The 23,642-nt window shown below is 44.0% G+C and carries 26 protein-coding genes and 1 riboswitch; of the genes, 15 read left to right on the top strand and 11 right to left on the bottom strand.

The window, feature by feature from the left end:
* The 12 genes from FGL37_RS24665 to FGL37_RS24610 all read left to right on the top strand — a co-directional run bounded on the left by FGL37_RS24665 (position 1) and on the right by FGL37_RS24610 (position 10,651).
* Positions 1-2,436: a TonB-dependent receptor gene (locus FGL37_RS24665; RefSeq protein WP_028068597.1), complete on the top strand. Its 2,436-nt coding sequence runs from the start codon at positions 1-3 to the stop codon at positions 2,434-2,436.
* Between the two features lie 124 nt (positions 2,437-2,560).
* Positions 2,561-2,971: a hypothetical protein gene (locus FGL37_RS24660; protein WP_138097072.1), complete on the top strand. Its 411-nt coding sequence runs from the start codon at positions 2,561-2,563 to the stop codon at positions 2,969-2,971.
* A 159-nt stretch (positions 2,972-3,130) separates the two neighbouring features.
* Positions 3,131-3,433, top strand: a complete 303-nt coding sequence (gene ureA, locus FGL37_RS24655; protein WP_028068595.1) for an urease subunit gamma — start codon at positions 3,131-3,133, stop codon at positions 3,431-3,433.
* A gap of 14 nt (positions 3,434-3,447) precedes the next feature.
* Positions 3,448-3,825, top strand: a complete 378-nt coding sequence (gene ureB / locus FGL37_RS24650; RefSeq protein WP_425570396.1) for an urease subunit beta — start codon at positions 3,448-3,450, stop codon at positions 3,823-3,825.
* Positions 3,822-5,543 (top strand): urease subunit alpha, encoded by a 1,722-nt coding sequence (gene ureC, locus FGL37_RS24645; RefSeq protein WP_028068593.1) that lies wholly within the window; start codon positions 3,822-3,824, stop codon positions 5,541-5,543. The genes ureB and ureC overlap by 4 nt, the downstream gene beginning before the upstream one ends.
* A gap of 63 nt (positions 5,544-5,606) precedes the next feature.
* Entirely contained in the window at positions 5,607-6,188 is a 582-nt protein-coding gene (locus tag FGL37_RS24640) for a hypothetical protein (RefSeq protein ID WP_138097070.1), read from the top strand.
* A 4-nt stretch (positions 6,189-6,192) separates the two neighbouring features.
* The gene (locus FGL37_RS24635; protein WP_051606480.1) at positions 6,193-6,693 is read left to right on the top strand and encodes an urease accessory protein UreE; all 501 of its coding nucleotides are present in this window, start codon (positions 6,193-6,195) and stop codon (positions 6,691-6,693) included.
* Positions 6,694-6,754: 61 nt separating this feature from the next.
* Positions 6,755-7,444, top strand: a complete 690-nt coding sequence (locus tag FGL37_RS24630; protein WP_028068592.1) for an urease accessory protein UreF — start codon at positions 6,755-6,757, stop codon at positions 7,442-7,444.
* A gap of 11 nt (positions 7,445-7,455) precedes the next feature.
* A complete protein-coding gene (gene ureG / locus FGL37_RS24625; protein ID WP_028068591.1) occupies positions 7,456-8,094 on the top strand; it encodes an urease accessory protein UreG in 639 nt (212 codons plus the stop codon).
* A 2-nt stretch (positions 8,095-8,096) separates the two neighbouring features.
* Positions 8,097-8,888, top strand: a complete 792-nt coding sequence (locus FGL37_RS24620; protein ID WP_028068590.1) for an urease accessory protein UreD — start codon at positions 8,097-8,099, stop codon at positions 8,886-8,888.
* A 40-nt stretch (positions 8,889-8,928) separates the two neighbouring features.
* The gene (locus tag FGL37_RS24615; protein WP_028068589.1) at positions 8,929-9,819 is read left to right on the top strand and encodes an urea transporter; all 891 of its coding nucleotides are present in this window, start codon (positions 8,929-8,931) and stop codon (positions 9,817-9,819) included.
* 25 nt (positions 9,820-9,844) lie between these two features.
* Positions 9,845-10,651, top strand: coding sequence for a DUF2490 domain-containing protein (locus FGL37_RS24610; RefSeq protein ID WP_028068588.1), 807 nt, complete (start codon positions 9,845-9,847; stop codon positions 10,649-10,651).
* On the opposite strand, the gene FGL37_RS24605 is transcribed toward FGL37_RS24610, so the two are convergent.
* Positions 10,648-11,535, bottom strand: a complete 888-nt coding sequence (locus FGL37_RS24605; RefSeq protein WP_028068587.1) for a helix-turn-helix domain-containing protein — start codon at positions 11,533-11,535, stop codon at positions 10,648-10,650. The two genes, FGL37_RS24610 and FGL37_RS24605, sit on opposite strands and share 4 nt — an antisense overlap.
* Positions 11,536-11,742: 207 nt before the next feature.
* A complete protein-coding gene (locus FGL37_RS24600) occupies positions 11,743-12,270 on the bottom strand; it encodes a DUF1572 family protein (RefSeq protein WP_037532181.1) in 528 nt (175 codons plus the stop codon).
* A 25-nt stretch (positions 12,271-12,295) separates the two neighbouring features.
* Here FGL37_RS24600 and FGL37_RS26005 point away from each other — a divergent pair, with 25 nt between their 5' ends.
* Positions 12,296-12,421: a hypothetical protein gene (locus FGL37_RS26005; protein ID WP_262709482.1), complete on the top strand. Its 126-nt coding sequence runs from the start codon at positions 12,296-12,298 to the stop codon at positions 12,419-12,421.
* Between the two features lie 48 nt (positions 12,422-12,469).
* Here the strand turns inward: FGL37_RS26005 and FGL37_RS24595 are convergent, their stop codons facing one another.
* From FGL37_RS24595 to FGL37_RS24555, 9 genes are all read right to left on the bottom strand, one after another.
* Positions 12,470-13,213: a GIN domain-containing protein gene (locus FGL37_RS24595; protein WP_028068585.1), complete on the bottom strand. Its 744-nt coding sequence runs from the start codon at positions 13,211-13,213 to the stop codon at positions 12,470-12,472.
* Positions 13,214-13,421: 208 nt separating this feature from the next.
* A complete protein-coding gene (tenA, locus tag FGL37_RS24590) occupies positions 13,422-14,090 on the bottom strand; it encodes a thiaminase II (protein WP_028068584.1) in 669 nt (222 codons plus the stop codon).
* Entirely contained in the window at positions 14,077-14,916 is an 840-nt protein-coding gene (thiD, locus tag FGL37_RS24585; protein WP_037532178.1) for a bifunctional hydroxymethylpyrimidine kinase/phosphomethylpyrimidine kinase, read from the bottom strand. Before thiD ends, tenA begins: the two co-directional genes overlap by 14 nt.
* Positions 14,913-15,545 carry a thiamine phosphate synthase gene (gene thiE, locus FGL37_RS24580; RefSeq protein WP_028068582.1) on the bottom strand — a complete coding sequence of 211 codons (633 nt, stop codon included), beginning with the start codon at positions 15,543-15,545 and terminating at the stop codon, positions 14,913-14,915. The genes thiD and thiE overlap by 4 nt, the downstream gene beginning before the upstream one ends.
* Positions 15,535-16,338, bottom strand: coding sequence for a hydroxyethylthiazole kinase (gene thiM, locus FGL37_RS24575; protein WP_028068581.1), 804 nt, complete (start codon positions 16,336-16,338; stop codon positions 15,535-15,537). Before thiM ends, thiE begins: the two co-directional genes overlap by 11 nt.
* 78 nt (positions 16,339-16,416) lie before the next feature.
* Positions 16,417-16,509: riboswitch (TPP riboswitch) on the bottom strand.
* 38 nt (positions 16,510-16,547) lie between these two features.
* Positions 16,548-17,396 carry a VanW family protein gene (locus tag FGL37_RS24570; protein WP_081817772.1) on the bottom strand — a complete coding sequence of 283 codons (849 nt, stop codon included), beginning with the start codon at positions 17,394-17,396 and terminating at the stop codon, positions 16,548-16,550.
* Between the two features lie 236 nt (positions 17,397-17,632).
* Positions 17,633-18,379 (bottom strand): dienelactone hydrolase family protein, encoded by a 747-nt coding sequence (locus FGL37_RS24565; protein ID WP_028068580.1) that lies wholly within the window; start codon positions 18,377-18,379, stop codon positions 17,633-17,635.
* Positions 18,380-18,516: 137 nt separating this feature from the next.
* Positions 18,517-19,404 carry an NAD(P)-dependent oxidoreductase gene (locus FGL37_RS24560; protein ID WP_262709490.1) on the bottom strand — a complete coding sequence of 296 codons (888 nt, stop codon included), beginning with the start codon at positions 19,402-19,404 and terminating at the stop codon, positions 18,517-18,519.
* A 123-nt stretch (positions 19,405-19,527) separates the two neighbouring features.
* Complete coding sequence (locus FGL37_RS24555) at positions 19,528-20,154, bottom strand: Crp/Fnr family transcriptional regulator (RefSeq protein WP_037532175.1); 627 nt, start codon at positions 20,152-20,154, stop codon at positions 19,528-19,530.
* A gap of 383 nt (positions 20,155-20,537) precedes the next feature.
* Here FGL37_RS24555 and FGL37_RS24550 point away from each other — a divergent pair, with 383 nt between their 5' ends.
* Entirely contained in the window at positions 20,538-23,150 is a 2,613-nt protein-coding gene (locus FGL37_RS24550) for a TonB-dependent receptor (RefSeq protein ID WP_028068577.1), read from the top strand.
* Positions 23,120-23,638, top strand: coding sequence for a hypothetical protein (locus tag FGL37_RS24545; protein WP_028068576.1), 519 nt, complete (start codon positions 23,120-23,122; stop codon positions 23,636-23,638). The genes FGL37_RS24550 and FGL37_RS24545 overlap by 31 nt, the downstream gene beginning before the upstream one ends.
* Positions 23,639-23,642: the final 4 nt, after the last annotated feature.

Genomic DNA, 23,642 nt, shown 5'->3' with positions numbered 1-23,642 from the left:
ATGAATAATTCAATGAAGGCGCTTGCTTTCGCATTAATGACAACTGTTGCTCCTATCGGGGTGTATGCGCAGCAAGGCACTGCAATATTTGGTAAAATACAGGATAAAAATGGCGTGCCCATTCCAGGGGTTACCATAACACTGGCCAATCATGGACAGCAAACGACTACAGATGCCGATGGCGAATTTCGTTTGATCGCTGCCGTAGGATTTCCCCTGCAGTTACAGGTTGCCGCACTGGGCTATAAATCACAGCTCGTTAGTCTGGAGCAAATCAGCTGGAATGTTAAAAAAGGTCTGCGGCTGACGCTCGAAGAAGATGACAGGACGCTTGACGAAGTGCTGGTAACTGGTCGCCGCAATAATTCTTATTTGACGAACAATATGGAATTGGGGGGGAAGTTCGCCGGAAAATTGAAAGACCTTCCACAATCTGTCGCTGTACTGAGCAAGGAATTTATTGAGGATAAACAGGCCTTTACAACAGGCGCATTGATTCAGGATCTGGCCGGAGTAACGGAAGCTTCGTCATATGACGATGTGATCATCCGCGGTTTTAAAAGTGGTTATGAAACGGGCATACGTTTAGTGAACGGCCTTCGCTCGGGCTATAGTTATGGCAATAGTTATTATAATGCGCCATTGACTCTTAATCTCGAAAATATCGAAGTCCTTAAAGGACCAGGAGCCTCATTATTTGGTGATGTGGTGCCGGGCGGGACAATCAATATGACGACCAAGAAACCCTTGGAGCAGTTTAAAGGTGCTGTAACCTTTGCCGGTGGAAGTTTCGAAACCATGCGTACCACCGTGGATCTGGGTGGTCCGCTGGATAGTGCACGGCGAATTCTTTACCGGTTCAATTGGGGCTATGAAGATACAAGGACTTTTCGCGATGTCAATCGCCAAAAACGCATCATGATCGCGCCCTCATTTACCTTTAAGCCCAGGGTGGGAACTACTGTGGATGTGGATGTCGTCTACAATCAATTCAATGGTTATCTGGACCGCGGCATGGGAATCAAAGAAAATAATTTCTATGCGCTTCCACGTTCATTTACATTGAGTCAGCCTTCTGATTTCTACAATTCGAAAACCTTTTCACTAAGTGGGCGTCTTACTCAAAAGCTAACAGAAGACCTTAGCCTGAACCTCAGTTATATGAAGTCCATTTATCAGGAAGACGTCAATGAGCACCGGACCTTAAATACTTTCGCGGATGCTCCGCACAATACCATAATGAATATGCGGTTTTTTGACCGTCATGGACGGGATTATACGGATAATGTGGTTGGTTATGTGAAGTGGGATCTGTCTGGAAACAAAATGGACCATCATATCGTTGCCGGGATAGATTTCGCACAATACCGCGGTGATAAAGAAAATCAGCTGCGCGAGGCACGACAGCAGAACATAGATGGGAAGGTGGTCCCGTTGACGTTTGATCTCAACCATCCCATGTATACCACGCATGATTTGACCAATTACGTGTGGCGTACGCAGGTGGCATATCCGTTTTTGAGTCCATATAAGACGACAGGTAAATATATACAAGATCAGATTAGTTTTTCAGATCAGCTGAAATTGGTCCTTGGCATACGGCATGAACACTATTCTTCCGAAACCATTGATGGGCAAAATCGGTTCCATGCGACCCAGAATGCTTTATTGCCACGTCTTGGAGTCACCTACGGAATAAATAGACAGGTTAATTATTTTGCGAGTTACTCGCAAGGTTTTGTACCGGTGGGAGCCAACTTTATTCAGAATTATAAGGACTATGGTGCGGATAAACCATTTGAGGCCGAACGTAGTTTCCAGATCGAAACTGGGTTGAAAACAGGCTTTTTTAAAGAGCAGTTACAAATGGACCTTTCCTTTTTTCATATTGAACGTCGAAATATGCTTATTGCTACGGGTACAATCAACGATTCTGGTCTGCCTGAATATCGGCAGTCAGGCAATGCCCTTTCGCGAGGTGTTGAGCTGGATATTCGTGGGCAGCTGACGCCTGAGTTTCAGGTAATGGCCAATTATACATATAACGATACGGAAGTGAAATCTTCATCTGTCGCATCTGAAGTGGGGCAGACCTTGCCTGGAGCTCCCAAAAATATGTCGAGTGCCTGGCTGAAGTATGTCTTTTCGCAAAAAACTTTAAAAGGGCTTGGCTTTGGTGTGGGAGTCTATTATGTGGACCAAAGGCGCATGGATAATAGCATTGGGAAAGACAATGCAGGAAATGCGCTATGGGGGCAGTGGCCTTCTTATACAACGGTCAATACCGCCGCCTACTATCATTTAGGTGCAATGAAGATCGCAATAAACCTTAATAACCTGTTTGATAAGTATTACTTTCTTGGGGGATTTGATTACACGCGGGCTTTTGCTGGGGCACCTAGGAATATCATGGTTTCCCTCGGTTATTCCTTTTAACATGAAAATGGAGAGAATAGGTGTAAAGCAGGTTTTTGAACAAATTTAGACTATTTAATTCAAGATTTGTACTACTGAGGTGGTCTGCTTTGGTTGTAAATTTGGACAACAAAAAATAGGATTAGTGAACACATTTATTAGACATAGTTGGATTTTTATCGTATTTCTCCTGGGCTTTGTACTCCTGGGAGGGATGGCTGTGCCTAAGCATGCTGCTGTACTTTCGCCTTCTCACATCCGCTTGTATGGAATAGCTGCGCAACCGCAAGTTGGTGATACAAACCATCCATCTGACCGGGAGTATTTAGTTGCTGCTGTTCATGAACATGATCTTTATGACATCACCGAACAGATGGATTTAAAAGATGAATGGAGTAAATTGCTTGATTGGGCAATACTCTCTGTTTGTCTATTTTTATTCTGTTATCCGGCATTTCTCCAACTGCCGAATAACAGAACACCGTATATGGACCGGTTGGTGTTACCACCGAAATATATTCTCTTCCAGAGTTTAAAGATCCCATTTCAGGGATAACTTTCCCCTTTCTTAATAGACAGAGGCTCCTTACATGATACCCTTGAGTTTCTGTATCAAGCTTTTGTCTGTCCCCAATTTCGGAACGATTATTTGAATCGTATGGGCTCGCTATGACCGATCTTGACTGAAATAACAACAATTTAAATAATTTTTTATATGCATTTATTACCTAGAGAGACAGAGAAGCTATTGCTTCATCTTGCAGGCGAACTAGCGAAAAAACGTAAAGCTAGAGGACTTAAATTAAATTATCCGGAGTCTATTGCTTTGATCAGCAGTGAGCTGCTGGAAGCTGCCCGCGATGGACGTACCGTGGCCGAATTGATGCAATTTGGCGCCACACTGTTGACGCGTGAGGACGTCATGGAGGGTGTACCTGAAATGATTCACGATGTGCAGATCGAGGCAACCTTCCCCGACGGCACAAAACTGGTGACTGTTCATAACCCGATTCGATAACCGTTAAAATAGATATGATGATTCCAGGAGAATTTTTTATAGCAGATGGTCATGTTATCTGCAACGAAGGCAGAGAAGTGACAACGATCACTGTGACGAATACAGGCGATAGACCTATCCAGGTAGGATCGCATTTTCACTTCTTTGAAGTGAACAGAATGATGGAGTTTGACCGGGCGAAAGCTTTCGGAAAACGTCTCAATATTATTGCCAGTACAGCTGTGCGTTTTGAACCGGGAGAATCCAAAGAGGTAGAGCTGGTGCCTTATGCGGGAGCGAAACGGATATATGGTCATAATGACTTGGTTAACGGCGATACCGAGACTGAAGTAGCGAAAGAGAATGCATTAAAAAAAGTGAAGGAAAAAGGCTTTAAAAATAAAGTGTCATGAGTTTAAAAGTTAGTAAAGTAAATTATAGCGCCATATTTGGTCCCACCAGTGGCGATAAGATCCGTTTAGGTGATACAGATATCATTGTTGAGGTGGAAAAGGATTATGCTTATTATGGCGATGAAGCTAAATTCGGTGGTGGAAAGACCGTGCGGGATGGAATGTGCCAGTCTTCGGTACACACACGTGATGAGGGGACCTTGGATATGGTAATTACCGATGCGATCGTTATTGACCATTGGGGAATTGTCAAGGGTGATATTGGTATTAAGGATGGAAAAATTGTTGGTGTCGGTCGCGCGGGAAACCCAGACACAATGGACAACATCACGCCGAATATGATAATTGGAGCCTCAACAGAAGTGCACGGTGGGGCAGGTTATATCCTGACGCCCGGAGGTATAGATACACATATCCACTACATTAGCCCTACACAAGTAGAGACTGCCCTATACAGTGGGATCACCACGATGATCGGCGGTGGTACAGGACCTGCAGACGGTACCAATGCAACAACTGTCACCCCGGGTAAATGGAATATCCGTCGTATGATGCAGGCTGTCGAAGACTTACCCATGAATTTCGGCTTTTTCGGTAAAGGAAATGTCGGTACCGAACAGCCTATTGTCGAGCAGATCGAAGCCGGCGCTTTAGGTGTTAAAATTCATGAAGACTGGGGAGCGACACCCGCCACAATTGACAGGGCCCTGTCTGTCGCAGATAAGTATGATGTACAAGTTGCGATCCATACGGACACATTAAATGAAGCCGGTTTTCTGGAGGATACGATTCAGGCGATCAATGGCCGGGTCATCCATACGTTTCACACTGAGGGTGCTGGTGGCGGACACGCTCCGGATATTATTAAATCAGCGATGTATCCAAATGTACTGCCCGCATCGACGAATCCGACCCGCCCTTTTACAAAAAATACAATAGATGAACACTTGGATATGCTGATGGTCTGCCACCACCTGAGTAAAGAGATTCCCGAAGATGTGGCATTTGCAGACTCACGCATTCGTCCGGAAACCATTGCTGCGGAAGATGTTTTGCAGGACCGTGGTGTCTTCAGTATCATGAGCTCAGACTCTCAGGCAATGGGTCGTGTGGGGGAAGTGATCACCCGCACATGGCAGACAGCAGATAAAATGAAGAAGCAGGTTGGTCCGCTGCCTGAAGACGAAGGCAAACAAAATGATAACTTCCGGGCACGCCGCTATGTTGCCAAATACACGATCAACCCAGCAATTGCACACGGTATTTCAAAATATGTAGGATCAATTGAACCCGGAAAAATTGCAGATATGGTCATCTGGAAACCAGCTCTTTTTGGCGCAAAGCCAGAAATGATTATCAAAGGTGGAATGATCATCGCATCCAAAATGGGGGATGCAAATGCGTCCATCCCTACACCTCAGCCGATTATGCTGCGGACCATGTTCGGTGGTCTGGGCAAAGCTGTGCACCACACCTGTTTCAACTTCGTGTCCAAAATAGCATGCGATAACAACATCAAAGAAGAATATGGTTTGACCAAAGGACTGCTTCCGGTAGAAAACTGCCGGAACATCTCCAAAAAGGACATGATCCATAATGACGCAACACCCGAAATTGTAGTGAATCCAGAAAACTATGAAGTGAGCTTAGACGGAGAAATACTGCGGTCAAGACCGGTTGATACCGTCTCTTTGGGACAATTATACTTCTTGTTTTAACCCGATGACTACAACTATGGCGTGATAGCTGATCGCGCCATAGTATATATGAAAAACAGATATATGAAATACATAAAAATCTTTTTGAGTACCTGTCTGGCCACAGCTTGCTTTTCAATACATACAGCCTTTGCCCAAAAAGGTGGCATCATGCTTTATGGCTCGGTCAATTATCACGAGACCACTGCAGGTCACCAATTTGGTGCAGCACCGGTCGGGATCGGTTACTTTTTCAACGACAACATGAATGTCGGGGTCAACTACGGCTTTAATACAGCATACAACAAAGCGCTGGACTTTACAGATCATACCCACGAGCTGGGACCATTCTATAGCAACACCTGGCCATTAGGTGAGCATTTTATGTTGATCGGACAGGTGGACGCACATTATTTATGGGGCGATCAGCATGTAGTGGGCCAAGAAGGACCTGTTGATGGAAAATACAATGGTTTCCTGTTCAGAGTATACCCATTAGTTGGCATTAACCTCGGAAAGGGCTGGGCACTCAAGGCAAAAGTAGCGGAGCTGTCTTACAAAAAGATCCATGGCAAAGATGCAGTGCTGGCTGATGATCATGAAGTCATTACAGGTATCAACGGTTCTACCGTAGGTTTGGGACTATCAAAAAACCTCTTCTTTTAATCTTATGATCGTTACTGAGATAACAAGAAATAGCCGATATGAGCAGATCCATAAACGTCATGATCTACTTGCGATAGAATGGTATGAAGCCACCAAACGAATACAGCGACTCCGCACAGCTGAAGGTATGGATATCGCGATAAGACTTCTAGGCAATACTGCCTGTCTAAAGGAGGGCGATATTCTATACGAAGACGATGAAAAAGTAGTGATCGTTACGATCCGGCCTTGCTCAGTGATCAAAGTGATTGCGGCTGATTTCCTGGATATAGCTTATCTGTGCAGTGAAATTGGTAACAAACATTTGCCTCTTTTTGTGGAGGCAAATGAATTGCTCATGCCTTACGAACGGTCTATGTTTGAATGGTTGTCCAAACATGGATTCGGCCCCGAACTTTGCGAACGTCAGCTTCTATATCAGCTGAATGCAAACGTGGGTTCCAGACATCATGAGCAGCTGAAATTTTCGACAAAAAATATCTCAATAATGATCGATAGTAAGTAGTAAGCCCGAACACAGCGCACTAACACTTCGCAAGCAAATAATGAACAAATAATTTATGTCAATGAAAAATACCTTTCTGGGCAAATTGCTCCATCTCGCAGATCCTACGCTGCCTATTGGTGGATTCACGCACTCCAATGGATTGGAGACCTACGTGCAGCAAGGACTGGTCCATGACAAAGCGACGGCTGAGAAATATGTACGCCGTAACCTGTGGTACAACCTGAAGTACAACGATGCTGCGCTGATGAGGTTGGCTTATGAAGCGACGATAACACAGGACCTGCAAGCCCTTATCGCATTGGACCAAGAATGTACTGCGCTGAAAAGCGCCAAAGAAATTCGTGAAGCCAGCAAAAAATTAGGCGTACGTATTTATAAAATATTCAGTCGCTACCAGCCAGAGGATCTGGTGCTCACCTGGGGTGCACTTATACAAAAAAAAGAAGTCGACAGCCACTATTGTCTGATGTATGGGATGCTGGCCGCTCTGCTGGAGATTCCTCTTGAAGAATCGCTGCACGCCTTCTACTATAATGCGGCGATCACCATGGTAACCAATGCCGTAAAACTCGTGCCACTAGGGCAGTTGGACGGCCAGGATATACTATTTAGCCTGCACGAGGACATCCTTGGCCTCTGTCAGGAGACGTTGTCAGTTGAACGAAACTTAGTGGGCCTCTGCAATATTGGATTTGATATCCGCTGCATGCAGCACGAACGATTATACTCTAGGGTTTATATCTCTTAAAAATATACAAAATGGAAAATAGAAAATATGTTAAAATTGGTGTCGGTGGCCCTGTGGGCTCTGGTAAAACTGCTTTGTTGGAAAGATTGAGCCGCCGTTTAGTAAATGAACTTGACCTTGCGGTGATTACCAACGATATCTACACCAAAGAAGATGCAGAATTTATGGCAAAAAATAGTTTATTGCCACGCGAACGTATTATCGGGGTGGAGACCGGTGGCTGCCCGCATACAGCCATACGCGAAGATGCCAGTATGAATTTAGAAGCTGTTGACGAATTGGCGAGCCGTTTTCCCGACCTCGAGCTGATCCTGATTGAAAGTGGAGGCGACAACCTGACATCGACCTACAGTCCCGACCTTGCGGATATTACCATCTTTGTCATCGATGTGGCTGAAGGCGAGAAAATGCCGCGTAAGGGTGGTCCTGCAATTACTCGTTCCGATCTTCTGCTGATCAACAAAAAAGATCTGGCACCATATGTCGGCGCAAGTCTCGAAGTGATGGAAAACGATGCCCGTAAAATTCGTAGAGGAGCTCCCTTTTTATTTTCCAATTTAAAAACTGGCGAAGGATTGGAGGAAATTGTGGGCTGGATCAAAAAATATGCATTGCTACAGGATATTGAAGAACCTAAGTTGTTACGTTAATTATGGTGTGTTCTTTAGCTGTTAAAATAGCCCATCGTGAAGGAAAATCCTTTATGAAGGATGCGTACGTCACCCAGCCCTTTCGTATTGTTCCAGTCGGGCAATACCAAAATGACAATGCAGCCTATCTGATGATTATGAGTTCCTCTCCGGGGCTGCTGGATGGCGATGATCATCAGATCCAGATAGATATTGATGCCGGTGCGAAGTTGCAGTTGCAAACGCAGGCCTATCAACGGTTGTTCCATATGAAGGGACACTCTTCTCAGACCATGCAGGTCCGTCTTGGCGAAGGGGCTGTGTTCTCTTATGTGCCTCACCCTGTTGTTCCACAGCAATCTTCACATTTTTTGAGCCATAATCTTGTTCACCTTGCGGCAAATTGCCATTTATTGCTGAGTGAAATCGTGACCTGTGGGCGTAAGATGTCCGGAGAAGAGTTTCAATATAACCATTTTCAAAATTTGACGGAATGCTTCGTTAATGGAAAGCTGGTTCTCAAGGACAACGTACTTCTGCAGCCTGATCGTATGCCTATTCAGGGGCTCGGTATTTTGGAAGGTTATACACATCAGGGTACTCTAATCTATCTGAATAGTGCAGGACTGGACCCGACTGATTGGGTTGAAACGTTCTATGAAAAATATGGCGAAACAAAAGACGTCGCTTTTGGCATCAGTCAATTACAGCAGGATGGTTTTATGATACGTGTATTGGGTTATGGCGCAGAGCAGCTGTACATGCTTTTTAAAGAAATTGAAAGTACACTGTGGACGTCGCTGTTTCTGAATTAAGCCATCCTCACAATTGAACAAATAACAAAATTATCTACGTATGAAAAATAACATCCTCGCCTTTGTAAAAGCTTTCTTTAAAGGATTTGGGCAGATTATGCTCCAAGGCAATAGCTGGACCGGCCTATTGTTTATCGGAGCAATTATTTATGATTCAGTACTGATGGGATTTGCCGGAATTCTGGCGAATATAGTTGGCATCCTAACTGCCAGACTGATGAAGTTTGATGAGGAGCACATCCATGATGGACTGTTTGGTTTTAATGCTGCATTGTATGGAATCGCAGTGGTTTTTTATTTTCAGGCAAACATCTGGGTATGGGGAGCCTTGATCCTTGGATCAGCTTTGACCACCATGCTAATGGGGTTCGCTTTGAAAAAAAATGTTCCTGTCTTTACTTTCCCTTTTATCGTCATCACCTGGATCGCACTATATGTGTTGAGTATTCCTGAATTGGCACTACGGACAGTGCCTGATCATTTTGTCGATATCGAGGAGATGGATGATTTCCTAATTGAAGGGCATGCGTTCGGACAGGTGATCTTTCAGGGCAGTCTAATTGCAGGACTGATTTTCTTTATCGGAGTTTTTATCAGCAAGCCTATTGCAGCTCTTTATGCGTCGGCCGCTGTAATCGTAAGTATCTATATATCCCACCACGGGCACGAATCTACAGATATGACCAATAATGGTATTTTTAGCTTCAATGCGGTTTTGGTGGGAATTGCACTCAGCGGCCAGCGTGTTCGCGACGGTGTATACGTGCTTATCGCTGTTGTGATAGCCACTTACTTTGATCATTTTATGATCCATCATGGCTGGACTACCCTGACTTTTCCCTTTGTCTTTGCCATGTGGGTGATGGAACCCATCAAACGAATAGACAAATGGCTAGTTAACAGGTTCTCGACCGAAGTGGAGACTTCCTGATATCATTCGAATTAAAATTTAGGATATGTTGAAATATCATTTAATAAAAGTACTCCCAATTATCCTGTTTTTGGGAGCACAAATCCAACCGGCTTACGCGCAGGTAAGCCCTCCCGGGCTAGGGAAAGCGAAAACAGCTTCCTGGTGGGTATTGGGGCTAAAGCGCAAGCTGGATAGTGCGGGTACGAAGGAAGCCCTTACCTATATCGGACTAGGCACCAAGAGCACTCCGGATGATGCCGACCCATTTCATAAGCAGGCAATCTGGGTGTTGAATCACGAGGTATACCACAAATTTGCGCCGAATCAACAGTATAGTTATGCATTGAGCTACCGGCGTCAAAGTGTATATGACGATCTCGCCCCGTATTCCAATCAAGGAGTTGAACAAGAATTCCGTTTATACGGCCGATATGCATATACCTTTGAACTGGCGCAGCGCTGGAAATGGAAAAATACCCTACGGCAGGAGTTCCGGAAATTTTTCACAGCTAATTTCCATAAAGCGGAAGAAAATTTTCAGCTCCGAACACGCCTCAAATCGCAGGTTAATTTCAGAATTTCGGATAGAAATAAACAAGAGCTGGCGCTCAGCGCGGAAGGGCTTCTGGCTATTAGCAGAATGAATGAACCCGAAGTGTGGACAAGCTTTGGCTATAAAGAAACACGATTAGCCTTCTATTATATGACCGATATTCCAAAGACGCCTCTACGGTTGGATATTGGTTATATGAATGATTTGATCAGAGGCTATGATAAGGGGGGCTTTGGTGTTCATTACCTGGCGGTGGACCTGATCTGGAATCTGCCTTATCATAAAGATAAACGCTAAGTCCCGATAAATTTGTGTTTACGATAATCACTGGGTGAATACCCGGTGATTTTTTTGAATAGGCGGGTAAAATAGGATGGGGATTGGAATTTTAATTCAAATGCAATGCCTGCAATATCCCTGGTGGCGTCCTGTAACAAGATTTGGCTATGTAAAATACTGGTTTCCATAATCCATTGTTTAGGTGGTTTATTGGTAGCCTCTTTGACACATTTATTTAGATAATTTTCCGAAATGTGCAGCAGGTTGGCGTAAAACAGTACATTTTTATGGTCAATATGAAATTTCTGTACATACTCACGAAAACGGAACGCAATATCAAGTTGTCTGCTCATTGGCGCTTTCGTTTCGATATCCGACCTGATCACTTTTAGTAAAACACACTGCATCATCGAAATGCATACCTCCATGATACGGCTCTCCGTAAAAAGTTCCTCCTCCAGTAATATCAGCATCTGTTGGATCCAATTGGCCACATGAGGCTTCAACGTCGTAAAAGGATGTGAGTTAAAAAACTTAATATCATTTATCCCAAGTTCGATATCGGTCACGATTTCGTTCTCGTAAACAACAAAAAAACCTTCGACATCTTCAGAAATAGCCAATGTTGCTGTTATATTGCCCTGCTTAATATTGATGACGTGGTTTTCGGTAAGCGTATAAGATGCCGATTCCAGATGCTGTGTCAGTGACCCTTTAGTCACGAAAATAAGAAAGTTGAATGTCGTGCGATATGGTATAACTGGCATTAATATGCTTCGAAGATAATTTTCGATTCGATATACCTGAATCTTATTCTCATTAAACAATGTATGTTCGGAAACGTCAGGTAGGAATAACTTTTTATACTCGTAATTGTTGATGATCTTAATCGAATTCTTCATCGGTAGATAATTATTGAAGCTGAGCCAGAACAATAGCTTCTGGGCTTCAGATCTACAATGTCCCTTTTTCGCTTATCTATAAATCAAGCGAAAAAGGCGACAAGGAGTACAACAAATATAATCAAATCTTTGTTAGAATAGAAGCTATAAAACCCGATACATAACAATTCGCCTAGATCAGACAGCGACGGCCACATGTCATTCCGATCACCTCTTCTTCTGCGCAAATTTCTCTTGATTATAGTTTTCAGACCTACCCTTCGGTATAGACAAAGAAGCCCATTGTTCATCCAGACACATTTTCCCGATGTAAACAATTTGTCCCACATGATAGGGATAATGTGCAAGCTGGCGGTGGACAGCTTCCAGAACGGTATGTTCCTCTCCCCGAATAAGGATTGTTTTTGACAGATCCTGTGTGCTCAAAGCTTCGAGGGCTTCAAATAAGCATTCCCATCCCCGCTCCCATAAGCCGAGGAGCTCCTGCCGGCTCATGTCCGTATTTTCGAATTCCATGTCACGGTTTCTCCCTGCTTTTTCACCGTCAGAATGCAAAAAATCAGTCCAGCGCGAAAGCATATTTCCATGGAGATGCTTTACGATATGGGCAATACTGTTACTGGAAGCGTTAAACTGCCAGAATAATTGCTCATCGTTCAATTGAGAAAAAGTTCTGTCTCCCAAGGATTTGAAGTCCCTGAATTGCTTGAGACTACTCGCTAAAAAATTGTCCATTATACCGCATTAAGTGTGTTTTTACATGGAAGACAAGATACGAAAATTCTGGGCCACATCGAATGAAAATACCGCAGTTGACAGAGCGATGACTGCAGTTAAAGCGGAAAAAAACCAAGGCGGTCCCGGGGAAGGATCCGCCTTTAGCTAACTAAACATTAAACATAAATAAACAGTCTTTTACGACTTAAACTAAATATTAGAGCACTACACTGCCGCTGGTTGATTTATCAACCTGGACATTTCTTGGCTTATTTTTTAAGGCAATCTTTGCCGACGTAGACACTTTACCTTGCAAGTTGTCTTTTACACTGAGGGTAACAGCAGCGGATGTACTTGCATTAATATGGGCATTTTTCGTCGTAAAGGCTGCCATATTGACGGAAGCAGAAGAGCTGACGTTCAGATCCAGGTTAGTCGCATCTCCTGTGATTTCCTGCTTCGACGAACTGTTTGAACTTACAGTAAGGTTTCGGGCTCTCAGGTCTGTCGTTAATCTGCTTGAGGAACTTGTGGATAAATTGATATCATCTGCGATCAATTTTTTGAGCACCACCTTTGCCGAGGACGAAACGCTAACGGAAATTTTGTCCGCAGTAATGGTTTCATCGGTGTAGATCGAACCGTTGGATGAAGCTGTAAAGCTTCTCGGTATCTTGTTTGAATACACTGTTACCCGATTATTGCGTGCATTCCTGACCTGAGAATTCCGCCTGTACTGAACGTGTAGTACGCCGTTTTTTACCGTTGTTTCAATTAGTGAAAGATGTTTAGCGTTGTCGGCCTCTACCACGACCTCATTCCGGTTAGAACGGACATAATCGACACGCAGAGATGTAGCAGCCGATATGCCATCGGGTGCAGAAATTTTTCGGGTTTCGCGTTCTTGGCCGTGTGCGACACACAAGAATGAAATAAAGGCGATGGTTAAGATTCTTTTCATTGTTTTTTGTATTAGTATTGTTTTATGCTCTGATTATGATTAGCAATTCATCGCTTCCCTAGAACTGCACGATTTTTCCATTAACTCTATAATAGTGATGCCAAAATACAATGTATTTGTAACTAGTTGTGTTATAGGTTGTTTTTTATTTGACCGTTTTTTGCGATTGCCCATTTATGAACAATCGCTGTTCGCTATCGGACATTTTTTATGTATTTGTATGCATCCACATCCTCTTTTCGTATGCTGCCTGCCAGAAGGAATACTCCAGGCTCGAAGCTGTTATAAATACTTGTCGCATCCGCTTCCGGTTTGTTGCAGTAGTTTGCTCCGCTATTTTATCCACATAGTCCTTCGCTTTTAAAACACCCTCGGCAAATTCCTCGCTGCTGTAGGTCCCTATCCACTTGGTATATGGGTTTTTGCTCATCTCGGCAATTGATAAAATATAATCACCCACCTTTTTGTAAATCCAGAAGCAGGGTAGGGTTGCCGCCATCGCGACTTCCACAGGTTCAAAGGCAGCTATACTCTTAAGAAAATGAATGTAGTGATGACAAACGGGGCCCACACTGTTACTATTTTCAGTATCGAAACCAAATTCCCTGAAATAATCTCCATGAAGCGCTTTTTCAACAATAAGGGCATTCCTTCCAAATTCAAAATAATCGAGAGCCTGCTGATTATTCACGCTTTTAGCGCCGATATAGGCTAGGACACGTCCAAAGTCTTCAAGATATAATGCATCTTGCTGCATATAAAATTGGAACTTGTCCAAAGGCAAGCTGCCCCTACTCAGTTCGGTGATAAAAGGCATCGCAAGAATGTCGTTATAAATGGGAGTGATAGCTTCCCAGGCATTGTCAGTCCATTTCATGGCAAATTAATTGTTGTGGATGATGGAAATGATTGAGCGGCCCATTTCCTTTGCCGATCATCAGATCTTTGCTGGATCTGATCGCTTCATGAACATAATCCAATGCGGCTGTGACAGCCCGGTCTAGTGGCAGATGAAGAGCAAGTTGACTTGCTATGGCGGAGGATAACGTACAGCCCGATCCATGGGTGTTTTTGGTTTCTATTTTCTCTGATCTAAACACGAGGGCCGTTTTGTCCTGCTGAAACAGGAGGGAAGTAAGTTGAGCCGTCTGCAAATGGCCGCCTTTAATGAGTACCGCCCGACAGCCCTTCTTCAAAAGTTGATCGCCGGCCTTTTCCATTTCGGGTACACTATCAACTTGCTTACCGATGAGCACGCTGACTTCGTCCAAGTTGGGGGTGATGATCCTTGTCAGTGGAAATAGCAGGTCTACGCAGGCCTGTATAGTATCGTCCTGTATCAGTTTATGGCCACTTGTGGAGACCATGACAGGGTCAAATACAATGTCGCCGGTGTAATCTCTTAAGTAAGAACTGATCAGTTCAACGAGTTCGGTGCTGTGAACCATGCCAATTTTGATGGCATCCGGATATATGTCCTCAAATATCGCATCAAGCTGTTCACGTACCGCTTGAGTTGGTATTTCATAAATATTTCGTACGCCCTGCGTATTTTGAACAGGTAACGCGGTCAGAACATTCATCGCGTAACAGCCTAGTGCTGATATGGCTTTCGTGTCTGCCTGTATGCCTGCACCTCCGCTGCCGTCAAATCCGGCAATACTCAGTACAGTAGGCACGCTATATGTTGTTATTGTTGTCATCGAAGTAAGTGTTTTAATTGTGCACTGCTTTCTCTTGGATCTTGGCTCCGGCAGATCGCGGAAACGACTGCTATGGCATTGGCACCTGCGTCCCAGGCGGCACCGGCCGTTGTGAGATTCATGTTGCCGATGGCTATCAGGGGCTTTTCCGTACGCATGCGTAACTGCCGCAAGCCTGAGATGCCCCATTCGTCAATAGTGTCTGTTTTCGTCGGAGTGGAAAATATCGGACTTACCCCCAGATGGTCAGCGGCATTTAACTGTTCACTTTCCAGCTGAGCAAGGGTTTCCATCGACCAGCCTATGTGTATGCTGTTGCCGAATTTTTCCCGTATAGCCAGGGGCGGCAGGTCTTTTTGTCCAACATGGACGCCCCATGCACCAACGTCGGCAGCAATATCTATGGCATCATTGATAATTAACGGAATTCCATAATGGTCGGTGAGACGTATAAGCTTATGGGCTTTTTCCAGAAAATCGGAATAGACTGCTTTTTTTTCACGTAGCTGCACAATATCTACGCCGCCAATTATTGCTTCTTCCGCAACCTGTAGCCAGGGCTGTGGGTAACAATCCTCCTCCGAGATAACCAGATACAGAGGGTAAGGAAACTGTGGGCTAAACGCCATGGCAGGTAATCTGAAGATGTGTCTTTAGGGTGTCCTCATCCAGGCAGTATAGTTCGTCGTAAAGGTTTACCTGCAGGGAGCCCGGACCTGCGGATCTTCCGGCTGCCAGTTCTCCGGCAAGGCTCAAAATGGAAACTCCCGCTACTGCTGCGTCAAATACTTGCCCCGTGACGCCGATAAATGCACCAATGAGGGCGGTGGCGCTACAGCCCAAGCCTGTTACCTGGGTCATCATGGCGTGGCCATTACGTACTTCGGCCAAACGCTGATCCGAAAGGATATAGTCAACCTTTCCCGAGATACAGATAACGGAACCGGTTTGCTGTTGCAGCCCTTTGCCTGAATCAACCGCAGCAGCGCTGTCAGCAGTGCTGTCCACGCCTTTTGTGGTCGCCTGCTGGACGTTATATAAACTCATGATCTCTGATGCATTTCCCCGGATTATAGTTGGCCGAAGTTCCAGTAGGTTAGCCAGTAGGTCGTTTCGGAAAGCGGAAATACCGGCACCTACCGGGTCCAGCACCCAGGGCTTCCCATTATTGTTTGCATGTTCGGCGGCAATAAGCATAGCCTCGGCAGTCTGCTCACTTATTGTACCGATGTTTAAAACGAGCGCCTGAGCCAGATCCACAACTTCCTGCACTTCAGATGGGCTATGAACCATGACCGGTGATGCGCCAAGTGCAAGTAAGGCATTGGCCGTATTGTTCATAACCACCATGTTGGTAATATTGTGCACTAGGGGCCTTTGCTGCTTGACTCTTTTTAATAGTTGAATAATAGTTTCTTCCATGCCTTCAGTTCTTTTATGTCTTGTTGTGGCTTTGTCAGGAAGAATCGGGACAGTCGGACTTGTCCATCCTATCGTATATGTCAAGCGGATGCTTTTCCCTACGTCGGTGTAAACCGTATCAGGTTCAAAGGGACTATCTCAATTCTGTACAGAATACCCCCAAAGCCACATCAAACTTAATCAAAAAAAAGGAGAAACAGAAAGGCTGTCTATTCAGTAGTGCCTTTTTCGTTTTTGGGATCAGGCACAATATAGTAAGGGGGAGTATAAGCAACCCGTGCAAAATTCTTCATTATGCACGCTGTCTCGATTATCTTACCGCCCTCGAATTTTAACAGCTTTTCGCGCCAGATCTCATTTTTACGGTAGAAGTCGTTGCCGATCTTCAGAAATTGGTGCGCGCGCTCAAACACATGGTAGGCAAAATCCAGTTCCTGATCAATCCTAAGCTCACCTTCCAGACATTTTTCGGTAAACCACAGGTTAATCTGGAAGGTATGGTCCGTATGGTTGGTGAATTGATAGTCGCGATAATTGTAGAATACGGTCGCGCCACTACCAAAAGGCAGAACTCGGCCATCGTCTGGAAAAGGATCGAAGGAATGGTGATAGCGTTCAGCGACGGTTAGCGGGCTGTGGATCACGAGCCAGTGGATAAGATTGGATATCTGGCATATGCCACCCCCGATGCCCGCCCTGGCCTCTCCAAAAGAGAGTTCCATCCCCGGAAGATAGCCTTTCTTTTGTGTAGGCAGTCCTACGAGTTTACAGAACGAGAACGTCTCACCTGGCCGGATTAAAATTCCACTGATCTGCTGTGCCGCAATCTTGAGGTTGGTTACTTTATTGATCTGAAGCTGCATATTGTTCTCTCCAAGCTTCTTCAATAAAACCGACTGGTGCTTCTTTACCCTGAACCGAAGCAACTCTGCTGTTTTTGCCTGTGCATATCGCTTATTGTCCAACAGCCAGATGGCTTTTCTTTGTATTCTTCTTACCCAGACAGCGATTGTATAGAGTAGAGGATGGCGCTGACTGATTAATTTTCGTTTTGCCACGAATAAAACCCGATTATAAATTGTTTCCGCACTTGTATTGTCCTAGTATTCCTGTCTTATGTGTTTGGTTTTTCTTTTACTGTTATATTGTCTCGGAGGGATCTGACTGTCCGCAGTCATCTTATCTCCATTGGTATTGCTGTGGCCGCATACCCTAATAGTACCAGCGGTGATAAGATGATGTAACAATTGGACGATGAGCCATTGAGATGCAGGATGCTGTTGTCTGACGGTTTCTATTTGTCCAATACTTCTTTTAAAAATAACAGCATATGGTCCCAGGCACGTTTGGCCATTATCGGGTTATATTCAGGAGATTCAGGATTGGTAAACGTATGCCCAGAGTTAGCATACGTAATAATCTGCCAATCTGCATGGCCGTCGTTTAGTTCCTTGACTAACCCCTCATAATCTTCTTTCGATACGCTCTTGTCTGCCGCGGGGTGTTGGATAAGTACTTTAGGGGCAATTGGCGTATTGGTACGGTCAGCTGCTTTGGATAAGCTGCCATGGATACTGACAACTGCGGCCACCGGAAGTCCCCCCCGTGCTGTTTCCAGTGCACCTGTTCCGCCAAAACAATAGCCGATGACAGCAATCTTGGTGGGTGCAGCGCCAGCTTTTTTAAGCTGTTCCAATGCTGCGGCAATGCGACGTTGATAGGCTTTATAGTCGGCCTTATATTGGCCAGCAATCTTCGAAGCGGCAGTATTATCGGCCGGCACATTTCCTTCACCGTAAATGTCTGCTATAAAGGCGACGTAACCTTCTTTCTCTAGCTGTAGAGCTGCTTGCTTTGCTTCATTATCAATTCCTTTCCAGGCAGGCAAAATTAACACGCCAGGTCCATTCTTAGCTGGGGTGGATGTCATCAGTCCGTTGAGCTTCTGTGCTCCGTCTTGGTAGGAAAGCGGTTTCAGCTGTTGGGCAATGCTTGTCATCGTAATCATCGTTAATATAAATAGTGTCAAAGCTGTTTTCATGTTTTCTTAAATTAACTGTTCATCTCGTACTGGCTTAGCCGGATCTTCACTGCCACCGGTCGGGTTATGAAAAGCCCTGAATTACTTCATTATCAAGTGCCGGTCCAGCCGTATTTTTGTGTCAATCAGTAAACGATTTAAATGGAAAATTGTTTTATGGATTCTATGATCCCAATGACATCCTGTTGGCCCAGGCCGTTGCCTTGTGCCTTCTGGTAGGTGTCGAGCAGGGTACCAATCAAGGGGTAGTTTGCTCCCGCTTGCTGCGCAAGACGGATGTCTTTTAGCATCAGATCCAATGCAAATGCCGGTTTATAGTCTTCTGCTATCAGTAAAGGGGTTTTTACTTTCGTTGCGCCGCTGCCACTGGCACTGTCGTTGATGATCTCCAGCATGTCACTTCGCCCGATTCCCAGCTTATCCGAAAATAGGATCGTTTCAGCAAGGCCCTGATAGATGATCGACAGGAAATAATTGATCGCAAGTTTAGCGGCAATGCCTTTGCCGTTTTCGCCGAGGTGTTTAATGGATTTGCCCATTTTTTCAAGATAGGGGCGCGCGCGCTCAAGGTCTGCCTGCTCACCGCCGACCATAATAATCAAAGTTCCGTCTGCGGCTGGTTTGGTACTTCCCGCCACAGGAGCGTCCAAAAATGAAGCGCCCCGCTCTTTTAATTTAGCAGCTAGAGCTACACTGGCACCGCGTGATATGGTGCTCATGTCCACAAATAGTTTTCCCTGTATCTCTTGTTCAAGAATAATACCATATACTTCCAGTACAGCTTTGTCATCTGTTAACATTGAAAAGATGACGTCATTGGATTGAACTAGCTCCACGATACTGCTTTGTACTGTAGTATGGTGTTCGAAATCTTTCGCCTTAGCGATATTTCTGTTATAGACAGCGAGAGGAAAGCCCGCACGTTCTAAGTTTTTGGCCATGGGATACCCCATATTGCCCAGTCCTATAAATCCAATGTGATCTGTTTTCATGTCAGAAGATTTTGTCTGGTCCGAAAAATTTATTTTGAATTAAAGATACAAATGTTTTTCGGATCGAAGTACGACGCTTTACGCCGAAATAATAAAGGAGATAATGTCTTTGCAATTAATCGCGTCATCTTTGTGCGGATATCTTCGATTCCGTTGTCAGATCAAAACCCGTATCTCATTGCGTAGCAATACGATTTTATTTTCGTTTTCGAGCTTCTTTAGAATTCTGGACACCACGACCCGTGAGGTATTCAAATCGGAGGCTATATTCTGATGTGTAAGCGTGAGAATTCTCTCCGCATTGAGTCTCATCTTCGTGGTCAAATAACTAAGGATACGCTCTTCCATATTTGAGAACGCGAGGCTATCTAGGGCTTGTAGCATTTCATCCATTCGGCTGGCGTAACTTCCCATGATAAAATTGCGCCAAGAAGCGTATTTTCCCATCCAGCGGCTGACGAACTCATTGGGGATCATAGCGAGAGTTGTTTGTCTTTCGGCGATGGCACGGATTTCGCTTTTTCTATTGCTTAAACAACAGGCAATGGACATGGTGCAGGTTTGCCCTTTTTCGAGATAGTACAACAGCAACTCGCCTTGTATATCATCTTCCCGAACGATTTTGACGGCGCCTTCAAGCAGCAGGGGCATCGACCGTATATATTGTCTCGAATCGATGATTAAGTCGCCCTCGCTGAAACTTTTGTTAATAGCCACTTCGTTGATTTCAGCAATCAAGGCCGGCTCAAGTACAGCAGCATAAACTTGTTCAATGGATAACATAACAATTAATCTTGCCTAAAGATAGTTATTTTTCAACCGTTACCGTACAGCTCCGTCTAAATCAATTCATCATCAATCATTAGGAAGCTGCTTAATAGAGCTATTGGATTAATAATGATTTATCCGACTTATTCAAAATGGACAAAATTTTATTTTGGATGCTTTTGCCAAATTTTTATAAAAAAGCTGTTGTGTATGATTTATTTCTAATAAAACGATGTCTGGCAGATGATTATATTCTAAAAAACGCTGTTCTGATGAATACGATTAAAATATAGAGTTGCCATACTTCGAGAGAAGGAAGCTTACCGAGTGTTAAAATTAGTTAAAAAGACAATCAATTCCTAATTTTGCGGCACAAAAACAAAACAATCACATCTAACATGAAAAAGTCTTTACTTTTTTTTGCACTTTTTTTTGCCAGTTATGGTGCTATTCAAGCACAAAGTGCAAAATCTAGTTCGGTTTCAGGAGTTGTAAAAGAGGCTACTGGACAAACAGTTAAAGGGGCAACTATTAAAATTACCCACATTCCAAGTGGTCAAGTGTTCAGCGGCTCAGCTGATGCCGACGGCAAATTTCAGATTTTAGATCTCCAAGCAGGTGGGCCTTATAGATTGGAAGTGACTTATATTGGTCAGCAACCTGTTGTTATCGAAGGTGTTATGCTAAAATCAGGGGATGTGCTCAACTTGAATCCTACCTTTGCAGCCAATTCTTCTACAAATCTAGATGAGGTTGTGATTGTTGGTCATGGTGTGATCGATATTGCTGCAGGCAGAAAGACTCCCATTGCTGTTTCGACAATTCATAAAAGAGATTTAGAGGAAAAGGTAGGTGCTCAGGATATTACTTCGGCGCTTGCAAATACGCCATCTGTTTACATTACGGGGCAGGCCAAAGGCTTTGGCGAGTCATCGATGACCACACGTGGTTTTGATCAGTCCAACACGGCGTTTTTATTGAATGGTCAGCCGATCAATGGAATGGATAATGGTAGTGTCTATTGGTCGAATTGGTCCGGTCTTACAGACATCGCATCTTTAGTACAGATTCAACGTGGTTTGGGTTCCTCCAAATTGGCGATATCATCAGTGGGCGGTACTGTTAACTATGTTACTCAGTCCACTGCCATGAAAGAGGGCGGTTTTATCAGAACGACCGTGGGTAATGATATGTTCATGAAAGCGACGGTAGGGTATAATACTGGTCTGATGAAAAATGGCTTTGCAGTATCCGCCATGTTCACACAGTGGTCCGGCAATGGATATACAGATCATACCGAAGGTGCAGGACAAAGTTATTTCTTGTCGGTTGGTTATAAAGCGAGTGAAAAGCACAACTTGAACTTTATGGTTACTGGCGCACCACAATGGCATAATCAAGGCTATACATCGAAACTGTCAAACTATTTGCAACACGGCAAACGCTTCAATGACAACTATAAAGATGTTAACGGCGTTATGATGAACCCACAGAAAAATTTTTATCATAAACCGGTGGCGAACTTAAATTGGGACTGGACAATTAATGATAAGTCGTCATTGTCCACTGTGGTGTATGCTTCTTTGGCAGCTGGGGGAGGACAGGGGCTTAAATCGGATAAGTATAATAAAGGCGGATACCTAGCAGCGGACGTGAACAATCACCAGTGGTTTGGTATTGTTTCAAATTATAACAACAAACTGACCGAAAATCTAAATGTGAATGTAGGATTTGATGTTAGAGATTATAAAGGGACACATTACCGTAAGCTGATTGACCCTTTGAGCAATACAGAGGGGGTCGTATTGGGAGGCAATGTGAACTTGCCCCAGCTGCCTCGGGTTACCGAAACCTATTCAACCAATCCATGGAAAGCATTCGCTAGCAAACCTGATGCGAGAGAAAATAGACTGGCATGGGATTATAACCAATATATTCGTTACGCAGGTCTCTTTGGACAGATCGAATATGCAAAAGATGGATTTACTGCATTTTTTCAGGGTTCATTGTCCGAGCAGCAGAATATCCGTAAAGACTATTTTCAGTACACTCCTGGCAATGAAAAGTCCAAAGATGTCAATAATTTTGGCTACAATACCAAGGGGGGACTTAGTTATACATTGGGGCAGCACACCATATTCGGTAACGCCGGGTATTATGCTCGTCAGCCCTACCAAAACAATATTTTCATGAATTATGCAAATGATATCAATGAAAATGCGGTGAACGAAAAAATCCTTGGATTAGAAGCAGGATACAAATTTGCTTCAGACTATTTAGATGTGGATGTAAACGTTTACAGAACCACTTGGGACAATCGGGTTACGGGTAGTTCCAGATTAGCAACAGACAAAGACGTAGCTAAGTACAATCCCGACAACGATCCGGGTATCCTTGTGGCTGGTCAATTTATTTATACAACAAACTATGGTGTTAAACAGGACCATAGGGGGGTAGAACTGGATGTGGCTGCTCGGCCGTTCAGCGGATTGACCTTGACTGGGTTTGCGTCAGTTGGTGATTGGAAATATGATGGGAAAGTGACCGCTGTAGACCGTAATGATAATCGTGTCGAATTGGGTCGTGAAGAAGTAGACCTGACGGGAGAACATGTTGGAAATGCAGCGCAGACAACCTATGGTTTCGGTGCGAAATACATCCTGTTCAAAGGGTTCTCCATTGACGGGAACTATAGACAGTACAATAGACTCTATTCTTCAAAACACCGAACCGTCGAAGAAGATGGTCGAAAAATGGGGCGTGTACTGGAGCTTCCTTCCTTCAATCTACTCGACGCCGGATTATCTTATGAAGTGAAAGTCAATGACAAAAACACCATGAGCTTCCGTGTGAATATGAATAATGTATTGAATAAATTCTACATTTCGGAAGCTACCTCAAGTAATGTGACGACTGATGTGGATAAGACATGGAACGGTATCGATACCTCCAACTTTGTCTTAATCGGTCAGGGCCGCACATGGAACGCTTCGGTGAAATTTACGTTCTAAAAATCGGCAACGAATCAGTAAAAGGACCCGCAAATAATATTGTGGGTCTTTTTTTGTTTTTTAATAAAAACTTAATACTTTTAGGTGATCTAACTGTCGACCTGATGTTGCATAAATTAATTTGTCTGGATAATTTGCAGATAGGCACTGTCTATTTTTCTGCGTTTGTTGTTAATCTGGATGGTGGTAATACTGGTTTTGCTTTATATATTAACCAAGAAAGTGATCCCATCTTTATTTTTAGAAAAGAAAAGAAAAATGAAGTTTCTTTTCACGTCAATGAAGAACAGTTTTTTTGGATTGTTAAAAATAGTCAGTTCAGTCCAGGTGAACGACAGGATTTTTTTGCTGAGTTTGTGGAATTTCTGCGTCTAATGGAAGATAAAGTTTCAAATTATGTTTTCAAACGTGAAAAATTAATCCGATTTACCAATTCCAGAGATATAGTTCGGTATAAATATCTGTATTTGACAGGTGAGTCGCAGTAACAGG

This window comes from Sphingobacterium thalpophilum (genome assembly GCF_901482695.1).
GTDB lineage: Bacteria > Bacteroidota > Bacteroidia > Sphingobacteriales > Sphingobacteriaceae > Sphingobacterium > Sphingobacterium thalpophilum.
The sequence above is the reverse complement of the archived record's forward strand: the minus strand, read 5'-3'. Positions and strand labels throughout refer to the sequence as shown.